This is a genomic window from Pseudomonas grimontii (genome assembly GCF_007858185.1).
Classification (GTDB): domain Bacteria; phylum Pseudomonadota; class Gammaproteobacteria; order Pseudomonadales; family Pseudomonadaceae; genus Aquipseudomonas; species Aquipseudomonas grimontii.
This window is the reverse complement of record NZ_VFES01000024.1, coordinates 1-14,693: the sequence shown is the minus strand read 5'-3', so window position 1 is coordinate 14,693 and position 14,693 is coordinate 1. Positions and strand designations below refer to the sequence as shown.

15 protein-coding genes are annotated in these 14,693 nt (G+C 62.6%); 6 read left to right on the top strand and 9 right to left on the bottom strand.

The annotated features are described in order from the left end of the window. Window positions 1–28: 28 nt before the first annotated feature. On the top strand, window positions 29–913 hold the full coding sequence (locus FIV39_RS27580; RefSeq protein ID WP_090405031.1) for a LysR family transcriptional regulator: 885 nt from the start codon (window positions 29–31) through the stop codon (window positions 911–913). Window positions 914–969: 56 nt separating this feature from the next. Then, window positions 970–1,635: a GNAT family N-acetyltransferase gene (locus tag FIV39_RS27575; protein WP_090405029.1), complete on the top strand. Its 666-nt coding sequence runs from the start codon at window positions 970–972 to the stop codon at window positions 1,633–1,635. Between the two features lie 147 nt (window positions 1,636–1,782). Here FIV39_RS27575 and FIV39_RS27570 read toward each other — a convergent pair whose 3' ends face one another. Continuing rightward, entirely contained in the window at window positions 1,783–2,376 is a 594-nt protein-coding gene (locus FIV39_RS27570) for a TetR/AcrR family transcriptional regulator (RefSeq protein WP_090405026.1), read from the bottom strand. 72 nt (window positions 2,377–2,448) lie between these two features. Here FIV39_RS27570 and FIV39_RS27565 point away from each other — a divergent pair, with 72 nt between their 5' ends. After that, window positions 2,449–3,048 carry an NAD(P)H-dependent oxidoreductase gene (locus FIV39_RS27565; protein ID WP_090405023.1) on the top strand — a complete coding sequence of 200 codons (600 nt, stop codon included), beginning with the start codon at window positions 2,449–2,451 and terminating at the stop codon, window positions 3,046–3,048. Window position 3,049: 1 nt separating this feature from the next. Here the strand turns inward: FIV39_RS27565 and FIV39_RS27560 are convergent, their stop codons facing one another. The 3 genes from FIV39_RS27560 to FIV39_RS27550 all read right to left on the bottom strand — a co-directional run bounded on the left by FIV39_RS27560 (window position 3,050) and on the right by FIV39_RS27550 (window position 5,373). Further along, window positions 3,050–3,439, bottom strand: coding sequence for a hypothetical protein (locus FIV39_RS27560; RefSeq protein ID WP_090405020.1), 390 nt, complete (start codon window positions 3,437–3,439; stop codon window positions 3,050–3,052). 32 nt (window positions 3,440–3,471) lie between these two features. Further along, window positions 3,472–4,728: a 3-phosphoshikimate 1-carboxyvinyltransferase gene (gene aroA, locus FIV39_RS27555; protein WP_090405017.1), complete on the bottom strand. Its 1,257-nt coding sequence runs from the start codon at window positions 4,726–4,728 to the stop codon at window positions 3,472–3,474. Window positions 4,729–4,818: 90 nt separating this feature from the next. Next, window positions 4,819–5,373: a UPF0149 family protein gene (locus FIV39_RS27550; protein WP_090405014.1), complete on the bottom strand. Its 555-nt coding sequence runs from the start codon at window positions 5,371–5,373 to the stop codon at window positions 4,819–4,821. Between the two features lie 185 nt (window positions 5,374–5,558). Here FIV39_RS27550 and FIV39_RS27545 point away from each other — a divergent pair, with 185 nt between their 5' ends. Both FIV39_RS27545 and nudC read left to right on the top strand, forming a co-directional pair. Continuing rightward, a complete protein-coding gene (locus tag FIV39_RS27545) occupies window positions 5,559–6,371 on the top strand; it encodes a crotonase/enoyl-CoA hydratase family protein (protein ID WP_090405011.1) in 813 nt (270 codons plus the stop codon). Between the two features lie 5 nt (window positions 6,372–6,376). Further along, window positions 6,377–7,210, top strand: coding sequence for an NAD(+) diphosphatase (gene nudC / locus FIV39_RS27540; RefSeq protein WP_146371658.1), 834 nt, complete (start codon window positions 6,377–6,379; stop codon window positions 7,208–7,210). Here nudC and FIV39_RS27535 read toward each other — a convergent pair. The 3 genes from FIV39_RS27535 to FIV39_RS27520 form a co-directional block, all read right to left on the bottom strand. After that, window positions 7,178–7,957, bottom strand: a complete 780-nt coding sequence (locus tag FIV39_RS27535; protein ID WP_090405005.1) for a TSUP family transporter — start codon at window positions 7,955–7,957, stop codon at window positions 7,178–7,180. The two genes, nudC and FIV39_RS27535, sit on opposite strands and share 33 nt — an antisense overlap. Window positions 7,958–8,869: 912 nt before the next feature. Next, window positions 8,870–9,586 carry a phosphatidylcholine synthase gene (pcsA, locus tag FIV39_RS27525; RefSeq protein ID WP_090404995.1) on the bottom strand — a complete coding sequence of 239 codons (717 nt, stop codon included), beginning with the start codon at window positions 9,584–9,586 and terminating at the stop codon, window positions 8,870–8,872. A 148-nt stretch (window positions 9,587–9,734) separates the two neighbouring features. Continuing rightward, window positions 9,735–10,661, bottom strand: coding sequence for a class I SAM-dependent methyltransferase (locus FIV39_RS27520; protein ID WP_090410019.1), 927 nt, complete (start codon window positions 10,659–10,661; stop codon window positions 9,735–9,737). 191 nt (window positions 10,662–10,852) lie between these two features. Here FIV39_RS27520 and mdeB point away from each other — a divergent pair, with 191 nt between their 5' ends. Continuing rightward, window positions 10,853–13,531 carry an alpha-ketoglutarate dehydrogenase gene (mdeB, locus tag FIV39_RS27515; RefSeq protein WP_090404992.1) on the top strand — a complete coding sequence of 893 codons (2,679 nt, stop codon included), beginning with the start codon at window positions 10,853–10,855 and terminating at the stop codon, window positions 13,529–13,531. Window positions 13,532–13,584: 53 nt separating this feature from the next. Here mdeB and FIV39_RS27510 read toward each other — a convergent pair whose 3' ends face one another. Both FIV39_RS27510 and FIV39_RS27505 read right to left on the bottom strand, forming a co-directional pair. Next, on the bottom strand, window positions 13,585–14,076 hold the full coding sequence (locus FIV39_RS27510; protein ID WP_090404988.1) for a DUF1289 domain-containing protein: 492 nt from the start codon (window positions 14,074–14,076) through the stop codon (window positions 13,585–13,587). Between the two features lie 150 nt (window positions 14,077–14,226). Next, on the bottom strand, window positions 14,227–14,693 hold a 467-nt coding region (locus tag FIV39_RS27505), incomplete at its 5' end, for a ribonucleotide-diphosphate reductase subunit beta (RefSeq protein WP_146371599.1).

Sequence of the window (14,693 nt, the reverse complement as noted above, 5' to 3'; positions counted from 1 at the left end):
TGCGTCAAACGCCTGATAAGGAGCGCCGATGCCCGATCTCAATTTGCTGATCACCCTGGATGTCTTGCTGGCCGAAGGCAGTGTCGCCCGCGCGGCGAAACGCTTGCAGTTGAGCCCCTCGGCCATGAGCCGTGCGCTGGCGCGCCTGCGTGAAACCACCGGCGATCCGCTGTTGGTGCGCGCGGGGCGCGGGCTGGTGCCGACGCCGCGCGCGCTGGCGTTGCGTGAGCAGGTCAGCCGCCTGGTGCAGGATGCCCACGCGGTGCTGCGCCCGGCCCAATCCCTGGACCTGGCCCAGGTGGCGCGCACCTTCACCTTGCGCACCAGCGAAGAATTCGTGGAGAACTTCGGCCCCGCGTTGCTGGCGCGCATCGCACGCGAGGCGCCCGGCATACGCCTGCGTTTCGTGAGCAGAACCGACAAGGACAGCACGCTGCTGCGCGAGGGTAGCGTCGACCTGGAGACCGGCGTGGTGGATCCCACCGCCAGCCCCGAAGTGCTGACCCAGGCGCTGTTCCGCGACCGCCTGGTGGGCGTGGTACGCAGCGGCCATCCGCTCAGCCAGGGCGAGGTGAGTGCCCAGCGTTTCGCCGAAGGTCGGCATGTCTACGTGTCCCGCCGTGGGCGGGCGCGCGGCCAGGTCGACGATGCCTTGCAGGCGTTGGGCCTCACCCGGCAGATCAGCACCATCGTCGCCGGGTTCGCCACGGCCATTGCCCTGGCCCGCGACACCGACCTGATCGCCAGCGTGCCCGAACGCTATACCGCCCACCAGCGCGAAGGCCTGCATAGCTTCGCGTTGCCGCTGACACTGCCACCCTTCACCGTGGCGATGCTCTGGCATCCGCGTCTGGATGCCGACCTGGCTCACCGCTGGTTGCGCGGATGCTTGCGTGAGGTGTGCGGGCAATGAGCGGCCTGCAACAGGTACAATCGCCGCTGTCTTGACGCGAAACCCCAGGAATCTGCATGTTCAGCCTTACCCGCTACACCACACCGTGCCCCGAGCCCATCAATGCGCAGATCCTGCAGATGGTGGTGGATAACCTCACCGACATCAGCAGCGTCGCGCTGCCGCCGAGCAACGTGCTCTACAACATCTACCAATACGCCATCGGCTTTGAGGTGCACCTGTACCTGGAGGCAGTGGGCGGGTCGAAGGGGATTGCCGTTGAGCTGATCGTGGCGATGGTTGAGGAACAGGTGATTGGCTTTTGCCTGTACCTGCCGGTGAAAGATGATCCTGAAGCCTGTGGCATCGCCTTTATGGCGGTGCAGGCGGGTTTCCGACGCCAGGGCGTGGCGCGCGGGATGATAGCGGACGTGCTGGCGCGCTATCCCCATGCCGAGTTGGCGTGTGCCGTGGAGAAGGTGCCGGCCTTTGAGGCCATGGGCTTTCAAGTGCGTGGTGCGCGGGGCACCCAAGTGCTGATGAATACGCGCGACTACGGCACCGACGGCTTGATGGGGGTGTTGGACGTGGCGCCGATCTACAGCTCGCTGGAGGTACGGCAGATCCATACCTACCTGCTGCAAAAACACGGCAAGCGGGCGATGGTGGATGCCGAGAAACAGCGCGATCGGCACCTGGATCACCTGGCGCGCAAGGTCCAGTTGTTTGTGGCAGGGCGTTAGCCTGCGTGCCTGCACTTGTGCCGAGTTGGCTTGTTGTGGCGAGCGGGCTTGCCCCGCGTTGGAGTGCGCAGCGCTCCCGTTTTTTTTGGGGCCGCTACGCAGCCCAACGCGGGGCAAGCCCGCTCGCCACAGAAGCGTCTTCAGTCTTCAGCGCCGTGCGCGGTTGATCATTGCCAGGATGGTTGCCAATAGTTCCTCTTGCGCCTCTTCACGGCTGATTTCGCCACTGGCCGCAGCATGGGACAACGCTTCCGCCGCCCCCAGCATAGCCCGTAATCCTGCCTGTGATACCTGGCCAAAGGGCGCCAGCGCGGCGCGGCATTTGTCGAGAAAGATCGCCTCGTATTTACGCTTGAGCGCTTCCAGCTCCGGCGAGCTGCTCAGTGCCGCAATCACCCCCGGAATTTCCCGGCCCTGCAATAACACACAATCGACATAACACGAGGCAATCACCCCGGCGCGTTCTTCCAAGGTCGCGCTGCTGGCGTCGAGGGCCTCGGCAAACACCTGGGTCTGGCGCCCGTCGAAGTCTTCATACAGCGCGGCGAGCAGCCCGGCGCGGGTGACGAAATGGTCGTAGACCACCGGCTTGGTGACGCCTGCCAGTTCCGCCAGGCGGCCCAGGGTCAGGGCTTCGGTGCCTTCCTCGCGCACCAGCTGCCAGGCCACCTCCAATAATTGGCGCAGACGATCTTCACGGGACAGGCGACGGCGTGGGGCAGGGGATTCGGGGCTTGACATGCTTATATACCAAAAGTAACTTATCGGCAGTAACTTACTAAAAGTAGCTTAAACCGAAAGGGAGTCAAAGTCATGCACGCACTCATCGTCGTTGCCCATCACGACCCACTGTCCCTTACTCACGCCGTGGCCGCGCAGGTGGCTGCCGGGCTGACTGCCGCGGGCCACAGCTTCGAAATCGCCGACCTCGCCGCCGAAGGCTTCGACCCGCGCTACACCGCCGCCGACCACCTCGTACACCGCTCCCGCGCCACGCCCCCCGCCGACGTGCTGGCCGAACAGGCGCGGCTGGACCGCGCCGATGCGCTGGTGCTGGCGTTCCCGATCTACTGGTGGTCGCTGCCAGCATTGCTCAAGGGCTGGGTCGACCGTGTGTTCGTCAACGGCTGGGCAATCGATTACGGCCCGGACATGCCCGTGGTGAAAAAACTGCGGCACTTGCAGGTGCACCTGTTGGCCCTGGGTGGTGCCGATCAAAGCGCGTTTGACCGACACGGCTACGCCAAGGCGATGCGCACGCAGATCGACTACGGGATCTTTGATTACTGCGGGGCGAAGGTGGTGACGTCGGCGTTGTTGCTGGAGTCGGAAGATGGCGCGGCGACCGCGCATCTGCAAACGGCCAAGGCGGTGGGGCAGCGATTGTTCGAGGCCGAGACGGTTGCCGGTTGATTCAACCTTCGCGAAACAGGTCGTGGGCGTCCAGCAGGCGGTAGGCAATTTCCGGGTTTTTCTCCAGGCCCCGACGAATCGCCGCCGGGATCGATTGCCGGGTCTTGCGGCACATGCCTGGCAGTTCGTCGATGACGATCTGGATGCCGCGCATGCTCTTGACCTCGGTGTGCCCCGGCGCGACATGCACGCGAATGCCCAATAGCTCATGCATCCGCTGTTGCATGCGCTCCAGGTCCTGCAGGCTTTGCAGGTTTTCAAGGCGCTCGATCAGGCGTTTTTCTTCCTGGCGCGTCAGGCTGAGGATACGCAGGTCGGCGCCGGGGGCGTCCAGCAGTTGTTCACGCTCGCAGACACAGGCGCCGGGTGGGCAGGGTTGGCGAATTGTCATGATCCTTACCTCCCCATTCCGACGCCGGTGAATCAGTAGCTCAACGCGACCCCAAGGCTGCCCAGGGCCTTCCAGTAACCAGGATAGGTCTTGGCCACGCAGTCCGGGTCCTGAATGCGGATCCCCGAGACTTTCAGCCCCGCCAGGGCAAAGCACATGGCGATGCGGTGGTCGGCGTGGGTGTCGATCAGTGCATTGCACGACGTGCCGGCCAGTGCAGGGTCGGCCGCGACCAGCAAGTCGTCGCCTTCAATGGTGGCGAGGCCCGGACGGATCTCATTGAGGCCGTCATGCAGCGCCTGTACGCGATCACATTCCTTGACCCGCAGGTTGGCCAGCTCAGTGAAACGCACCGGGGTGTTGTTGAAGGCGGCCAGCACCGCCAGGGTCGGGATTGCGTCCTGCATCTGCGAACCCACCACGGTGGCCTGCATATTCGGGAACTGGGCGATCACGGCCTGGGCCTTGGCGTCCGGCTGGGTGAAGGCCTGCGCGGCGACGCCGATGTCGATGCGGCCACCGGTCAACACTTCGGCAGCCCACAAGTAGGTGGCGGCGGAGGCGTCGGGTTCGATCAGGTAATCATGGGCGGTATAGCCGGTGGGGGCCACACGCCAGGTGGTGTCGTCGACCACATCGACCTGGGCGCCGAAGGCCCGCATGCAGTCCAGGGTCAGGTCCACGTAGCCACGGGCGCCGATGTCCTTGCCGGTCAGGGCCACTTCAATCGGCGCTTCGCCGCATGCGGCCAGCATCAACAGGGCCGAGACATACTGGCTGGACAAGCCGCCGTCGATCTCGAAACGCTTGGCCTGGACCTTGCCCACGCCGTGCACCGTCACCGGTGGGCAACCGGTCGGGCTGTCGACCTGGATACCGTTTTGGCCGAGGGTGGCCAGCAGCGGGCCGATCGGGCGTTTTTGCATATAGTCGTCGCCGTCCAGTACCACGGTGCCTTGCACGGTAGCCACGGCGGCCGTCAGGAAGCGCATCGCGGTGCCGGCATTGCCAAGGAACAGCGGCTGCGCGGGCAGTTGCAGCTTGCCGGTGCCGGTGACCACGAAGGTGGTGTCGTCCGGCTCGTCAATGGTCACGCCCATCTGGCGCAGGGCCACCGACATATGCCGGGTGTCATCGCTCTTCAAGGCGCCGCTCAGGCGGCTGGTGCCCTTGGCCAGGGCGGCCAGCAGCAGGGCACGGTTGGTAATGGATTTGGAGCCGGGGGGCGCGACCTTGCCATTCAGGGGGAAGTTGGGCGGTGTAACGGTCACGGTTTTCTGCGAACTCAAGGTACAAGGCTCCTGATCAAGGCAAGGTGGTACGGAGTGGCCGACGGGCGGACCCGAATAATCGGCCAAAGGTGCGGTGCTTGTCGAGGTTTAGCGCTTGCTCAACCAGTAATCATGTAACGCTCGCGCCGCTGGCTCGATCTCGCTGACCCGCTGTTGATGTGCCTGTACATCCAGGTCCGCCGGCAGTTCGAAATTGTCCTGCTCGGCGCACCAGGAGATTTTTTCCAACCGTGCGGCCTGTTCGGCCGGCAGTTCCGGCCAGTTGCCGATAGCGGCGCCACGGATATAGCCAAAGCACCACTCTTCGGCGAGGGTCACGTCCTGGCCCTGATGTTCGGTTTCATCGAAACGCGCCTTGAAGCCCTCGGCGTCAGTCGCCAGTTGCGCGGCCAGCAGGTTGATATGACGCACGCACAGGTCCAGGAACTGCTGGGCCTCTTCGGCGCTTTCCCACTCCGGGTTCTGCCCACCCCAGATCGCCGGGAACCACTCTGCAATATCGACCTGCGCGGGGCTGGACACCAACGCGGTGAAGTAACCGTCGAGTTCGGCCAGGTTCAGCACCGAATGGTCGTCGCCGTATTTCAACAGCGTCTCTTCGATGAATTCGAAATCGGTGGGGGCGAGGGGTTGGGCGTGCATGGGCATATCCTTTAAACGTCGAACGCCGCTGATGGGGCGGCTCAAAGCGCGAAGGATGGCGTGTGCCGGGGCTTTTATCCAGTGTCTTTTCCATCCCCATTGCCAGTCCCGCTTTTGGCCGATGCGCCGTGGTGCACCCTTGTTATAGTTCGGGCCTTATCACTCGCCAGCCAGGGATCACTGCCATGTCCGAATACCAAGCTTTCGTCGTCGAACTCACCGGCAACGTTGCCCATGTGCAGATCAACCGCCCGGAAAAGATCAACGCCATGAACGCCGCGTTCTGGACCGAGATTATCGACATCTTCCAGTGGATTGAAGACACCGATGCCGTACGCGCGGTGGTGCTCAGCGGTGCCGGCAAGCATTTTTCCTCTGGCATCGACCTGATGATGCTGGCCTCGGTGGCCAATGACTTCGGCAAGGATGTAGGCCGCAATGCACGCCTGCTGCGCCGCAAGATCCTCGAGCTGCAAGCTTCGTTCAACGCCGTCGACAACTGCCGCAAGCCGGTACTGGCGGCGATCCAGGGTTACTGCATCGGTGGCGCCATCGACCTGATCAGCGCCTGCGACATGCGCTACGCCGCCGAAGACGCGCAATTCTCGATCAAGGAAATCGACATTGGCATGGCCGCCGACGTCGGCACCCTGCAACGCCTGCCACGCATCATCGGCGACGGCATGCTGCGTGAGCTGGCCTACACCGGTCGCCAGTTTGGCGCCGAGGAGGCGCGCAGCATCGGCCTGGTCAATCGCGTGTATGCCGATCAGGAAAGCCTGTTGGCCGGCGTGATGGACATCGCCCGTGAAATCGCCGCCAAGTCGCCGATTGCGGTCACCGGCACCAAAGCCATGATCAGCTACATGCGTGACCACACGGTCAATGACGGTCTGGAATACGTTGCCACCTGGAACTCGGCTATGTTGCAATCCAACGACCTGCGCGTGGCCATCGCGGCCCATATGAGTAAGCAGAAACCCGAATTCGTGGATTGACTGACATGACCCCAGGCTGGATTACCACAACGCTGCTGGACAACGACGCCCCCGGCGGCTGGGCCGTTGCCCGCAGCCGCGACGGCTTTTTGCATGACGCCAATGGCCCGCTGTTCCCCCGGGAATGGCTCAAGCGCCAGGACCTTTCGGTGTTTGCCGAACACGGCATCGGCCACCTCGACGGTGAGCCGGTGTACCTGCTGGAGCTCGATTCGGCGGGCGAAGTGCAAGGTTGCAGCTGGCAGGGCCTGCGCGGCTTCATGCTGCAAGGTGATCACACCCTGTACAAAGTGCTGGGCTACGCCGCGCAGATCGGCACCTGGGCGCGCGAGCATCGGTTCTGCGGCAGTTGCGGCCAGGCCATGGTCCAGGTGCCACGGGAGCGGGCGATGTATTGTCAGGCCTGCGACCTGCGCAGCTACCCACGGATTTCGCCGAGCATGATCGTGCTGGTGACCCGTGGCGACGAGATCCTGCTGGCGCGCTCGCCGCGTTTTGTCCCCGGGGTCTACAGCACCTTGGCGGGCTTTGCCGAGCCGGGTGAGTCGGCCGAAGACTGCCTGGTCCGCGAGGTGCGTGAAGAAGTGCAGGTGGAGGTCAGGAACATCCAGTACATGGGCAGCCAGTGCTGGCCGTTCCCCCATTCGATGATGCTGGGCTTCCATGCCGAGTACGCCGGTGGCGACATCGTGCCCCAGGCCGACGAGATCGAAGACGCGCAATGGTTCAGCATCCACGACCTGCCGCCGTTGCCGGCATCACGCTCGATTGCGCGCTACCTGATCGACCTCTACCTGGCCCGCCGCCTAGGCCACGCTGAACCAGTGCTGCCAGGCTAGGCGCACGGTCAGGCCGAGGACCACGGTGATAAACACCGGGCGAATGAATTTGGCGCCGCCGCTGATCGCGCTGCGGGCGCCAAAGAACGCGCCACACATCACCGAAATGCCCATCGCCAGGCCGACGATCCAGTCCACCGAGCCGTTGAAGATAAACACCGACAGCGCCGCCGCGTTGCTGACGAAGTTCATGCTGCGCGCCACGCCGCTGGCCTTCACCAGGTCGATGGGGTGCAGCAGCATCGTGCTCACGGTCCAGAACGCACCGGTACCGGGGCCGGCCACGCCGTCATAGAAGCCCAGGCCAAAACCCTGGGTGCCTTGCCATTTCTTCTTGATCGGCGCGTCGGCGTCCAGCGGCGCCTTGGGCGTGCCACCGAACAGCAAATACACGCCGCAACCGAATACGATCACCGGGAGCATTTTGTTCAGGGTTTCGGCGGGCAGGTAATGGGCAACCACCGCACCGGCCAATGCACCGATCAACGTGCCGACGATCGCATGTACCCACTGGCGCGGGTGGAACAGCTTGCGACGATAGAAGGTGAAACTGGCCGTGGCCGAGCCGAAGGTGGAGCTGAGTTTGTTGGTGCCCAGTACCAGGTGGGGCGGCATCCCTGCGGTGAGCAGCGCCGGGGTGGTAAGCAGGCCGCCGCCGCCGGCGATGGCATCGATAAACCCGGCGATAAAGGCCACGACGGCGAGAATGGCGAGGGTGGTGAGGTCTACGCTGAGTTCGAAAGGCATTGGGCAGGGCTTATATTTGGCAGTGCGCAGCAAGGCGCTGTGCGAAGGGTTGCCATCTTACCTGCCTGATGTACGCAGAACCAAATATGGGAGGTGGCTTGCTTCCGTGGCGGCCTTCGGGCCGACCGTTTTTTGGGGTTTGGGTGAGTACATATCCGTTGCTGCGGTAACGGCTGCCTATGGTTCCGCTCTTACAGCGGCTCACTTTTGGAGGGACCCAAAAGTAAGCAAAAGGTCCTCGCCCCAACACTCGGCACCTCGCTTAGGCTCGGTGTGCCCTCACTCCGGCTTTGGAGCGTGGGCCGCCGCGATGGGCCATCCATGGCCCAGCGCGGCTAACCCGGCGTCCTGCCGGGTTACCCACGCTCCAAAGCCTGCGTTCGGCCAGCGTGTTTGACGGGGCGATTCCAGATCAAAAACAAAGCGAGGCGGCCTTAAAGCCGACCTGATTATTGAAGCGTGCGGGGCGGTGTGGCTTCTACTTCCTTAACCGCTGACGAAGTCAGCAATCTTTTGATCTGCTCTGGCTCTGGCTCTGGCTCTGGCTTTTGATCTTGATCTCAGGCGCCCCGTTAACCACGCTGGCCGGAATTCGATAGTGATTTGGGGGGTAAACCGGCAGGGATGCCGGTTTAGCCGCCCCGCGCCATGGATGGCGCGTGGCGGCGGCCCCCCAAATCACTGTCGGATTACGGGCACACCGAGCCTGGGCGAGGTGCCGAGTGGTGGGGCGAAGGCCTTTTGCTTACTTTTGGGCCTTTCCAAAAGTGAGCCGCCGTAAGGGCGGAACCATAGGCAGCCGTTACCGCAGCAACGGATATGTACCCTGTCTGATCCAAAAAAATGGTCGGCCCAAAGTACGCCATCGGGAGCAAGCCCCCTCCCACATTTTGCCCACGGTGTGTCAGTTGGCTATTTGTGAGTCCCCATCCACTCCAGCGCCGTGCGCCATACGCAAATCCCGAGGAAATACGCCGACATCACCGACCACAACCCAAACGTCCACGGGTTGGTGTTGGGATAATCCACCACCATCAAAAAGCTGCACAGCAACCAGATGGTGGTCACTGCGATATTGATCGGCATGAACCGCTTGACCCGAAACGGGTGCAGGAACTTCATCGGCGTCACGGTCAGCAGGGCCAGGCCGATCACCGTCAGCAAGGTGACCCAGGCGGCCGGCTGGATGATGTACACACACAAGGCCACTACGTTCCAGGCGGCAGGGAAGCCGACGAAGTAGTTGTCCTTGCTCTTCATGTTCACGTTGCAGAAGCAGAACAGCGATGACACCAGGATCACCGACACCGTGAACAGGTGGGTAAAGTCCGGCAGGTCGATATAGCGATAGATAAACAGTGCCGGGATAAACACATAGGTGAGGTAGTCGATCACCAGGTCCAATACCGAGCCGTCAAAGCTGGGCAGTACGGTGCTGACATTCACCCGTCGTGCCAGGGAGCCATCGACGCCGTCTACCACCAGTGCCAGGCCCAGCCAGAGCAGGCAGGCCTTGGGTGAGTTTTCCAGCAACGCCAGGGTGGCCAGGAAGGCCAATACCACACCGGTGGCGGTAAAGCCGTGGGCGCCCCAGGCTTTGATTCTGGCTACATGCAGGGTCGATATCACGGGCGGTTCTCCAAAAGGTGAAACGGGGCAGCCGACGACGTAACGCCGTCGAGTCTGGCCGGGGGATGCAGGTATCGACCGGGAAGGGGGGGATAAGGTTCACCACCCGGTGTATCTCTTAGCGTAGCAAGCGTAGGACGTTTCGGCATCAGCCTTGGCGGAACACCAGCGCCTTCAAGCCACTTTGCGCGTCGATATCCGGAAATTCCGGCGGGTTTTGCAGCCGTTCGATAAAGCGCAGGCCCGGTGCTTCGCGGGTGACGCCGTCGATCAGGAAGTCTTCGCCAAAGGCCGGATCGTTCATGCACGCCAGGACAGTGCCCTGGGCCGTGAGCAAATCCGGCAGGCGACGCAACACGCGCTGGTAGTCCTTGGTCAGCAGGAAACTGCCTTTCTGGAAGGACGGCGGGTCGATGATCACCAGGTCGTAGGGGCCGCTGTGGGTGACCTTGGCCCAGGATTTGAACAGGTCGTGGCCGAGGAAGGTGACCTTGCTCAGGTCATGACCGTTCAGGCGGTGGTTATCGCGGCCCCGGCTCAGGGCGCCACGGGCCATGTCCAGGTTTACCACGTGGCTGGCGCCGCCCTCGATGGCCGCGACCGAGAACCCGCAGGTGTAGGCAAACAGGTTGAGCACGCGCTGGCCCTTGGCCTGCTCGCGCACCCAGTTGCGGCCGTAACGCATATCGAGAAACAACCCGCTGTTCTGCTTTTTGCCCAGGTCGATCAGGTAGCGCAGGCCGCCTTCGGTGATGGTCAACTCGTCGATGGCTGCGCCCACCAGCCATTCGGTGGTGCTTTGCGGCAGGTAGCGGTGTTGCAGTGCCACGGTGTGCGCGCCGAATTGGGCCCAGTCGAAGTCGATCAACAGCTGTTTCAACGCATCCAGGTGGGTCGCTTCGGGCTCCTTGAACAGCGCGACCAGGACCACGCCTTGCAGCCAGTCCACGGTCAATTGCTCCAGGCCCGGCCAGCAACGGCCACGGCCGTGGAACAGGCGCCGGGTTTCGGCAGGGGCGCTGGCCAGGGCGGTGAGCAGGTGGGCATGCAGGGTAGCGAGTGCGTCTGGGTTCATCATTAAGCGTCGGTCATTGAGCGGGCGGCATTTTAAACACAATGGTGGGGTTTCGGGGTGTTTGAGCACAACGTGCTGGGAAAATGCCGATGGGCAGTGATTCATGCTCAAAATGCAGCGAACTGCGCCTGATAACAGGCAAAAAATCCTCCGGTACCGACATAAACTGGAAAAAAAGCCCGGAGGTGCCCATGAACGGTTTCGCGAGTGCAGTGAATCACACAGTCCAGGATCAACAAGAGCTGGACGAATGGCGCGACGCCCTGGCTTCGTTGGTAGCCAATGCCGGCCCTGAGCGCGCACGCCAGATCCTCGACCTGCTGGCCCGCGACGGCAGCGCCCCGCCTATCGACTGGAAACCCCGCCACGGCACGCCCTACATCAACAGCATCAGCGTCGAGCAGCAACCGGCGTTTCCCGGCGACCTGGCCACCGAAGAGCGCCTGGCCTCGCTGGTGCGCTGGAACGCCCTGGCCATGGTGGTGCGGGCCAACCAGGCGTATGGCGAGCTCGGTGGCCACATTGCCAGTTACGCCAGTGCGGCGGATTTGTTCGAGGTGGGCTTCAACCACTTTTTCCGCGCCCGCAATCACGACTTTGGCGGCGACCTGGTGTTCTACCAGCCGCATTCGGCCCCCGGCATTTATGCGCGCGCCTTCCTTGAAGGGCGCTTGAGCGAGGACGACCTGGCTCACTATCGCCAGGAACTCGGCGGCGCCAAGGCCGGCGTGCGCGGGCTGTCCAGCTACCCGCACCCGTGGTTGATGCCGGACTTCTGGCAGTTCCCCACCGGTTCCATGGGCATTGGCCCCATCAGTTCGATTTTCCAGGCACGTTTCATGCGCTATCTGCAGCATCGCGGCCTGCAGGACACCGCCGAGCGCCACGTGTGGGGGGTATTCGGCGACGGCGAGATGGACGAGCCGGAAAGCATGTCGGCCCTGACCCTGGCCGCGCGCGAAGGCCTCGACAACCTGACCTGGGTGGTCAACTGCAACCTGCAACGCCTCGACGGCCCGGTACGTGGCAACGGGCGGATCATCGACGAACTGGAAGCGTTGTTCGCGGGTGCAGGCTGGAACGTGATCAAGTTGGTCTGGGGTTCGGACTGGGACGCCTTGCTCGCCAAGGATGCCGACGGTTCACTGGTCAACACGTTGTCAAACACCGTGGACGGCCAGTTCCAGACCTTCGCCGCCAAGGATGGCGCCTACAACCGCGAGCACTTCTTCGGCCAGAGCGAGGCGCTGGCCAAGCTGGTCGAGGGCCTGAGCGATGAGCAGATCGACCGCCTCAAGCGTGGCGGCCATGACATGGTCAAGATCCACGCCGCCTATCACGCGGCGCGCCGGGTCAAGGGCAAGCCTACGGTGATCCTGGCCCAGACCAAAAAAGGCTTCGGCATGGGCGAGGCGGGGCAGGGCAGGATGACCACTCACCAGCAGAAGAAGCTTGATCGCGAGGCGCTGCTCGCGTTCCGCAACCGCTTCCAGTTGCCGCTGAGCGATGAGCAGGCCGAATCGCTGAGCTTCTTCAAACCCACGGATGACAGCCTTGAGTTGCGCTACCTGCATCAGCGGCGCACGGCCTTGGGCGGTTATGTGCCCAGCCGTAGCCAGGCCGCAGCACCGGTGAACGTACCGACCGTGAGCGGTTACGCCGGTTTCGCCACGGCGGCCGATGGCAAGGAAATGTCCACCACCATGGCCTTCGTGCGCATGCTGACCAACCTGCTCAAGGACAAGGCGCTCGGCCCGCGCATCGTGCCCATCGTGGCGGACGAGGCGCGTACCTTTGGCATGGCCAACCTGTTCAAGCAGATTGGTATCTATTCCAGCGTCGGCCAGCGCTATGAGCCGGAAGACATCGGCTCGATCCTCAGCTACCGCGAGGCCACTGACGGGCAGATTCTTGAAGAGGGCATCAGCGAAGCCAGTGCCATCAGTTCCTGGGTGGCAGCGGCCACCAGCTACTCGGTGCATGGCCTGCGCATGTTGCCGTTCTACATCTATTACTCGATGTTCGGCTTCCAGCGCGTCGGTGACCTGATCTGGGCCGCCGCCGACCAGCGCGCCCGTGGTTTCCTGCTCGGCGCCACGGCCGGGCGTACCACCCTCGGCGGCGAGGGCTTGCAGCATCAAGACGGCAGCAGCCATCTTACCGCCGCCACCGTGCCCAACTGCCGCGCCTACGATCCGGCGTTTGCCGGGGAGTTTGCGGTGATCCTCGACCACGGCATGCGCCAGATGCTGGAACAGGATGTGGACGAGTTCTACTACGTGACCCTGATGAACGAAAACTACCCGCAGCCGAGCCTGCCCGAAGGCGTGGAAGCGGCGATTATCAAGGGCCTGTATCGCCTGGAAGGCGCCGCCGATGCCAGCGTACGCCTGCTCGGTTCGGGGACGTTGCTGCGTGAGGCCCAGGCCGCCGCGCGGTTACTGGCTGAGGATTGGCACGTGGCGAGCGAGGTGTACAGCGTCACCAGTTTCAGCGAACTGGCGCGGGAGGCGCGGGACGTGGAGCGTTGGAACCGCCTGCATCCACAGGCCGGCAAGCGCGCCAGTCACCTGAATGACTGCCTGCCGACAGGTGCACCAGTGGTTGCCGTGTCTGATTACGTCCGTGCGGTGCCGCAGATGATCGCGTCCTATCTGGACTCCAGCTACACCGTGCTCGGCACCGATGGGTTTGGTCGCAGTGATACACGGGCGGCATTGCGCGATTTCTTCGAGGTGGATCGGCATCACATCGTGTTGGCGGCGCTTAGCGCGTTGGTGGAGCAGGGGAGCCTTGAGCGGCAGGTATGCCAGCAGGCAATTGAGCGATATGGCTTGCAGACGGATCGCGCAGCTTCCTGGGCCTGCTAATCCCTCCGTAGCAGCTGCCGGGCCTCGCCAAGGCTCGGCAGTTGCTACGACGGTCACAGACTGCTGGCGATGAGGGGCTGGCCGAACACTTCGCGTATAAACCCCGGCGCGATATACCGTTCGTAATGCGCCTCGGACAGCAGGAAAAACTCCCGGTCAATCGCATCGCGCAAATCCGCCAGGCTGCGCTCGCGAAACTCCGGCAACAACGTCAACCCATACGCATCCAGCCTGGAAATCACCCGTGCGCCCCGGGCAATCAACTGGTACGCCCAGCAATACGGCGACTGGTGCGGCATAAAACGAATCTTGCGGTCTTCCAATTGCTGGCGCAGGCGCTGCGGGTCGAACACTTCCAGCTTGCTGGCCATCACCTGCACCAGCAACTGCTCAAGGCGCAGCCACACCGCCTGCTTTTCCTCGGCGTTGTAGCCATTCCACTGGATTACTTCATGGTGATAACGCTTGCAGCCTCGGCAGACCAGGTCCCCGTAAACGGTGGAGCACAGGCCTATGCAGGGCGTCTTGATGGTTTGATTGGGCATAAAGGGCAATTTACAAAGTTTATGGAACACGGCGTTCCCAATGTGGGAGGGGGCTTGCCCCCGATAGCGGTGTATCAGTCACAGATGCTTTAACTGAACCACCGCTATCGGGGGCAAGCCCCCTTCCACACTTTGGATCTGTGCTGTTAATCAATCCCAGCTCAACGCCCCACCCGTCTGATACTCGATTACACGGGTCTCAAAGAAATTCTTCTCTTTCTTCAAGTCCATAATCTCGCTCATCCAAGGGAACGGGTTAGTCGTCCCCGGATACTCTTCCTTCAAACCAATCTGCGACAGGCGACGGTTAGCGATGAACTTGAGGTAATCCTCCATCATCGCCGCGTTCATGCCCAACACCCCGCGCGGCATGGTATCCCGCGCATATTCAATCTCCAGCTGAGTCCCTTGCAGGATCATCTGGGTCGCTTCTTCCTTCATCTCGGCATCCCACAAATGTGGGTTTTCGATTTTGATCTGGTTGATCACATCGATACCGAAGTTCAGGTGCATCGATTCATCGCGCAGGATGTACTGGAACTGCTCGGCCACGCCGGTCATTTTGTTGCGGCGGCCCATGGACAGGATCTGGGTGAAGCCGCAGTAGAAGAAGATGC

Coding starts and splice junctions, on each gene's coding strand:
- FIV39_RS27580 (WP_090405031.1), top strand. CDS start 29: ATGCCCGATCTCAATTTGCTGATCACCCTGGATGTCTTGCTGGCCGAA.
- FIV39_RS27575 (WP_090405029.1), top strand. CDS start 970: ATGTTCAGCCTTACCCGCTACACCACACCGTGCCCCGAGCCCATCAAT.
- FIV39_RS27570 (WP_090405026.1), bottom strand. CDS start 2,376: ATGTCAAGCCCCGAATCCCCTGCCCCACGCCGTCGCCTGTCCCGTGAA.
- FIV39_RS27565 (WP_090405023.1), top strand. CDS start 2,449: ATGCACGCACTCATCGTCGTTGCCCATCACGACCCACTGTCCCTTACT.
- FIV39_RS27560 (WP_090405020.1), bottom strand. CDS start 3,439: ATGACAATTCGCCAACCCTGCCCACCCGGCGCCTGTGTCTGCGAGCGT.
- FIV39_RS27550 (WP_090405014.1), bottom strand. CDS start 5,373: ATGCACGCCCAACCCCTCGCCCCCACCGATTTCGAATTCATCGAAGAG.
- FIV39_RS27545 (WP_090405011.1), top strand. CDS start 5,559: ATGTCCGAATACCAAGCTTTCGTCGTCGAACTCACCGGCAACGTTGCC.
- nudC (WP_146371658.1), top strand. CDS start 6,377: ATGACCCCAGGCTGGATTACCACAACGCTGCTGGACAACGACGCCCCC.
- FIV39_RS27535 (WP_090405005.1), bottom strand. CDS start 7,957: ATGCCTTTCGAACTCAGCGTAGACCTCACCACCCTCGCCATTCTCGCC.
- FIV39_RS27520 (WP_090410019.1), bottom strand. CDS start 10,661: ATGAACCCAGACGCACTCGCTACCCTGCATGCCCACCTGCTCACCGCC.
- mdeB (WP_090404992.1), top strand. CDS start 10,853: ATGAACGGTTTCGCGAGTGCAGTGAATCACACAGTCCAGGATCAACAA.
- FIV39_RS27510 (WP_090404988.1), bottom strand. CDS start 14,076: ATGCCCAATCAAACCATCAAGACGCCCTGCATAGGCCTGTGCTCCACC.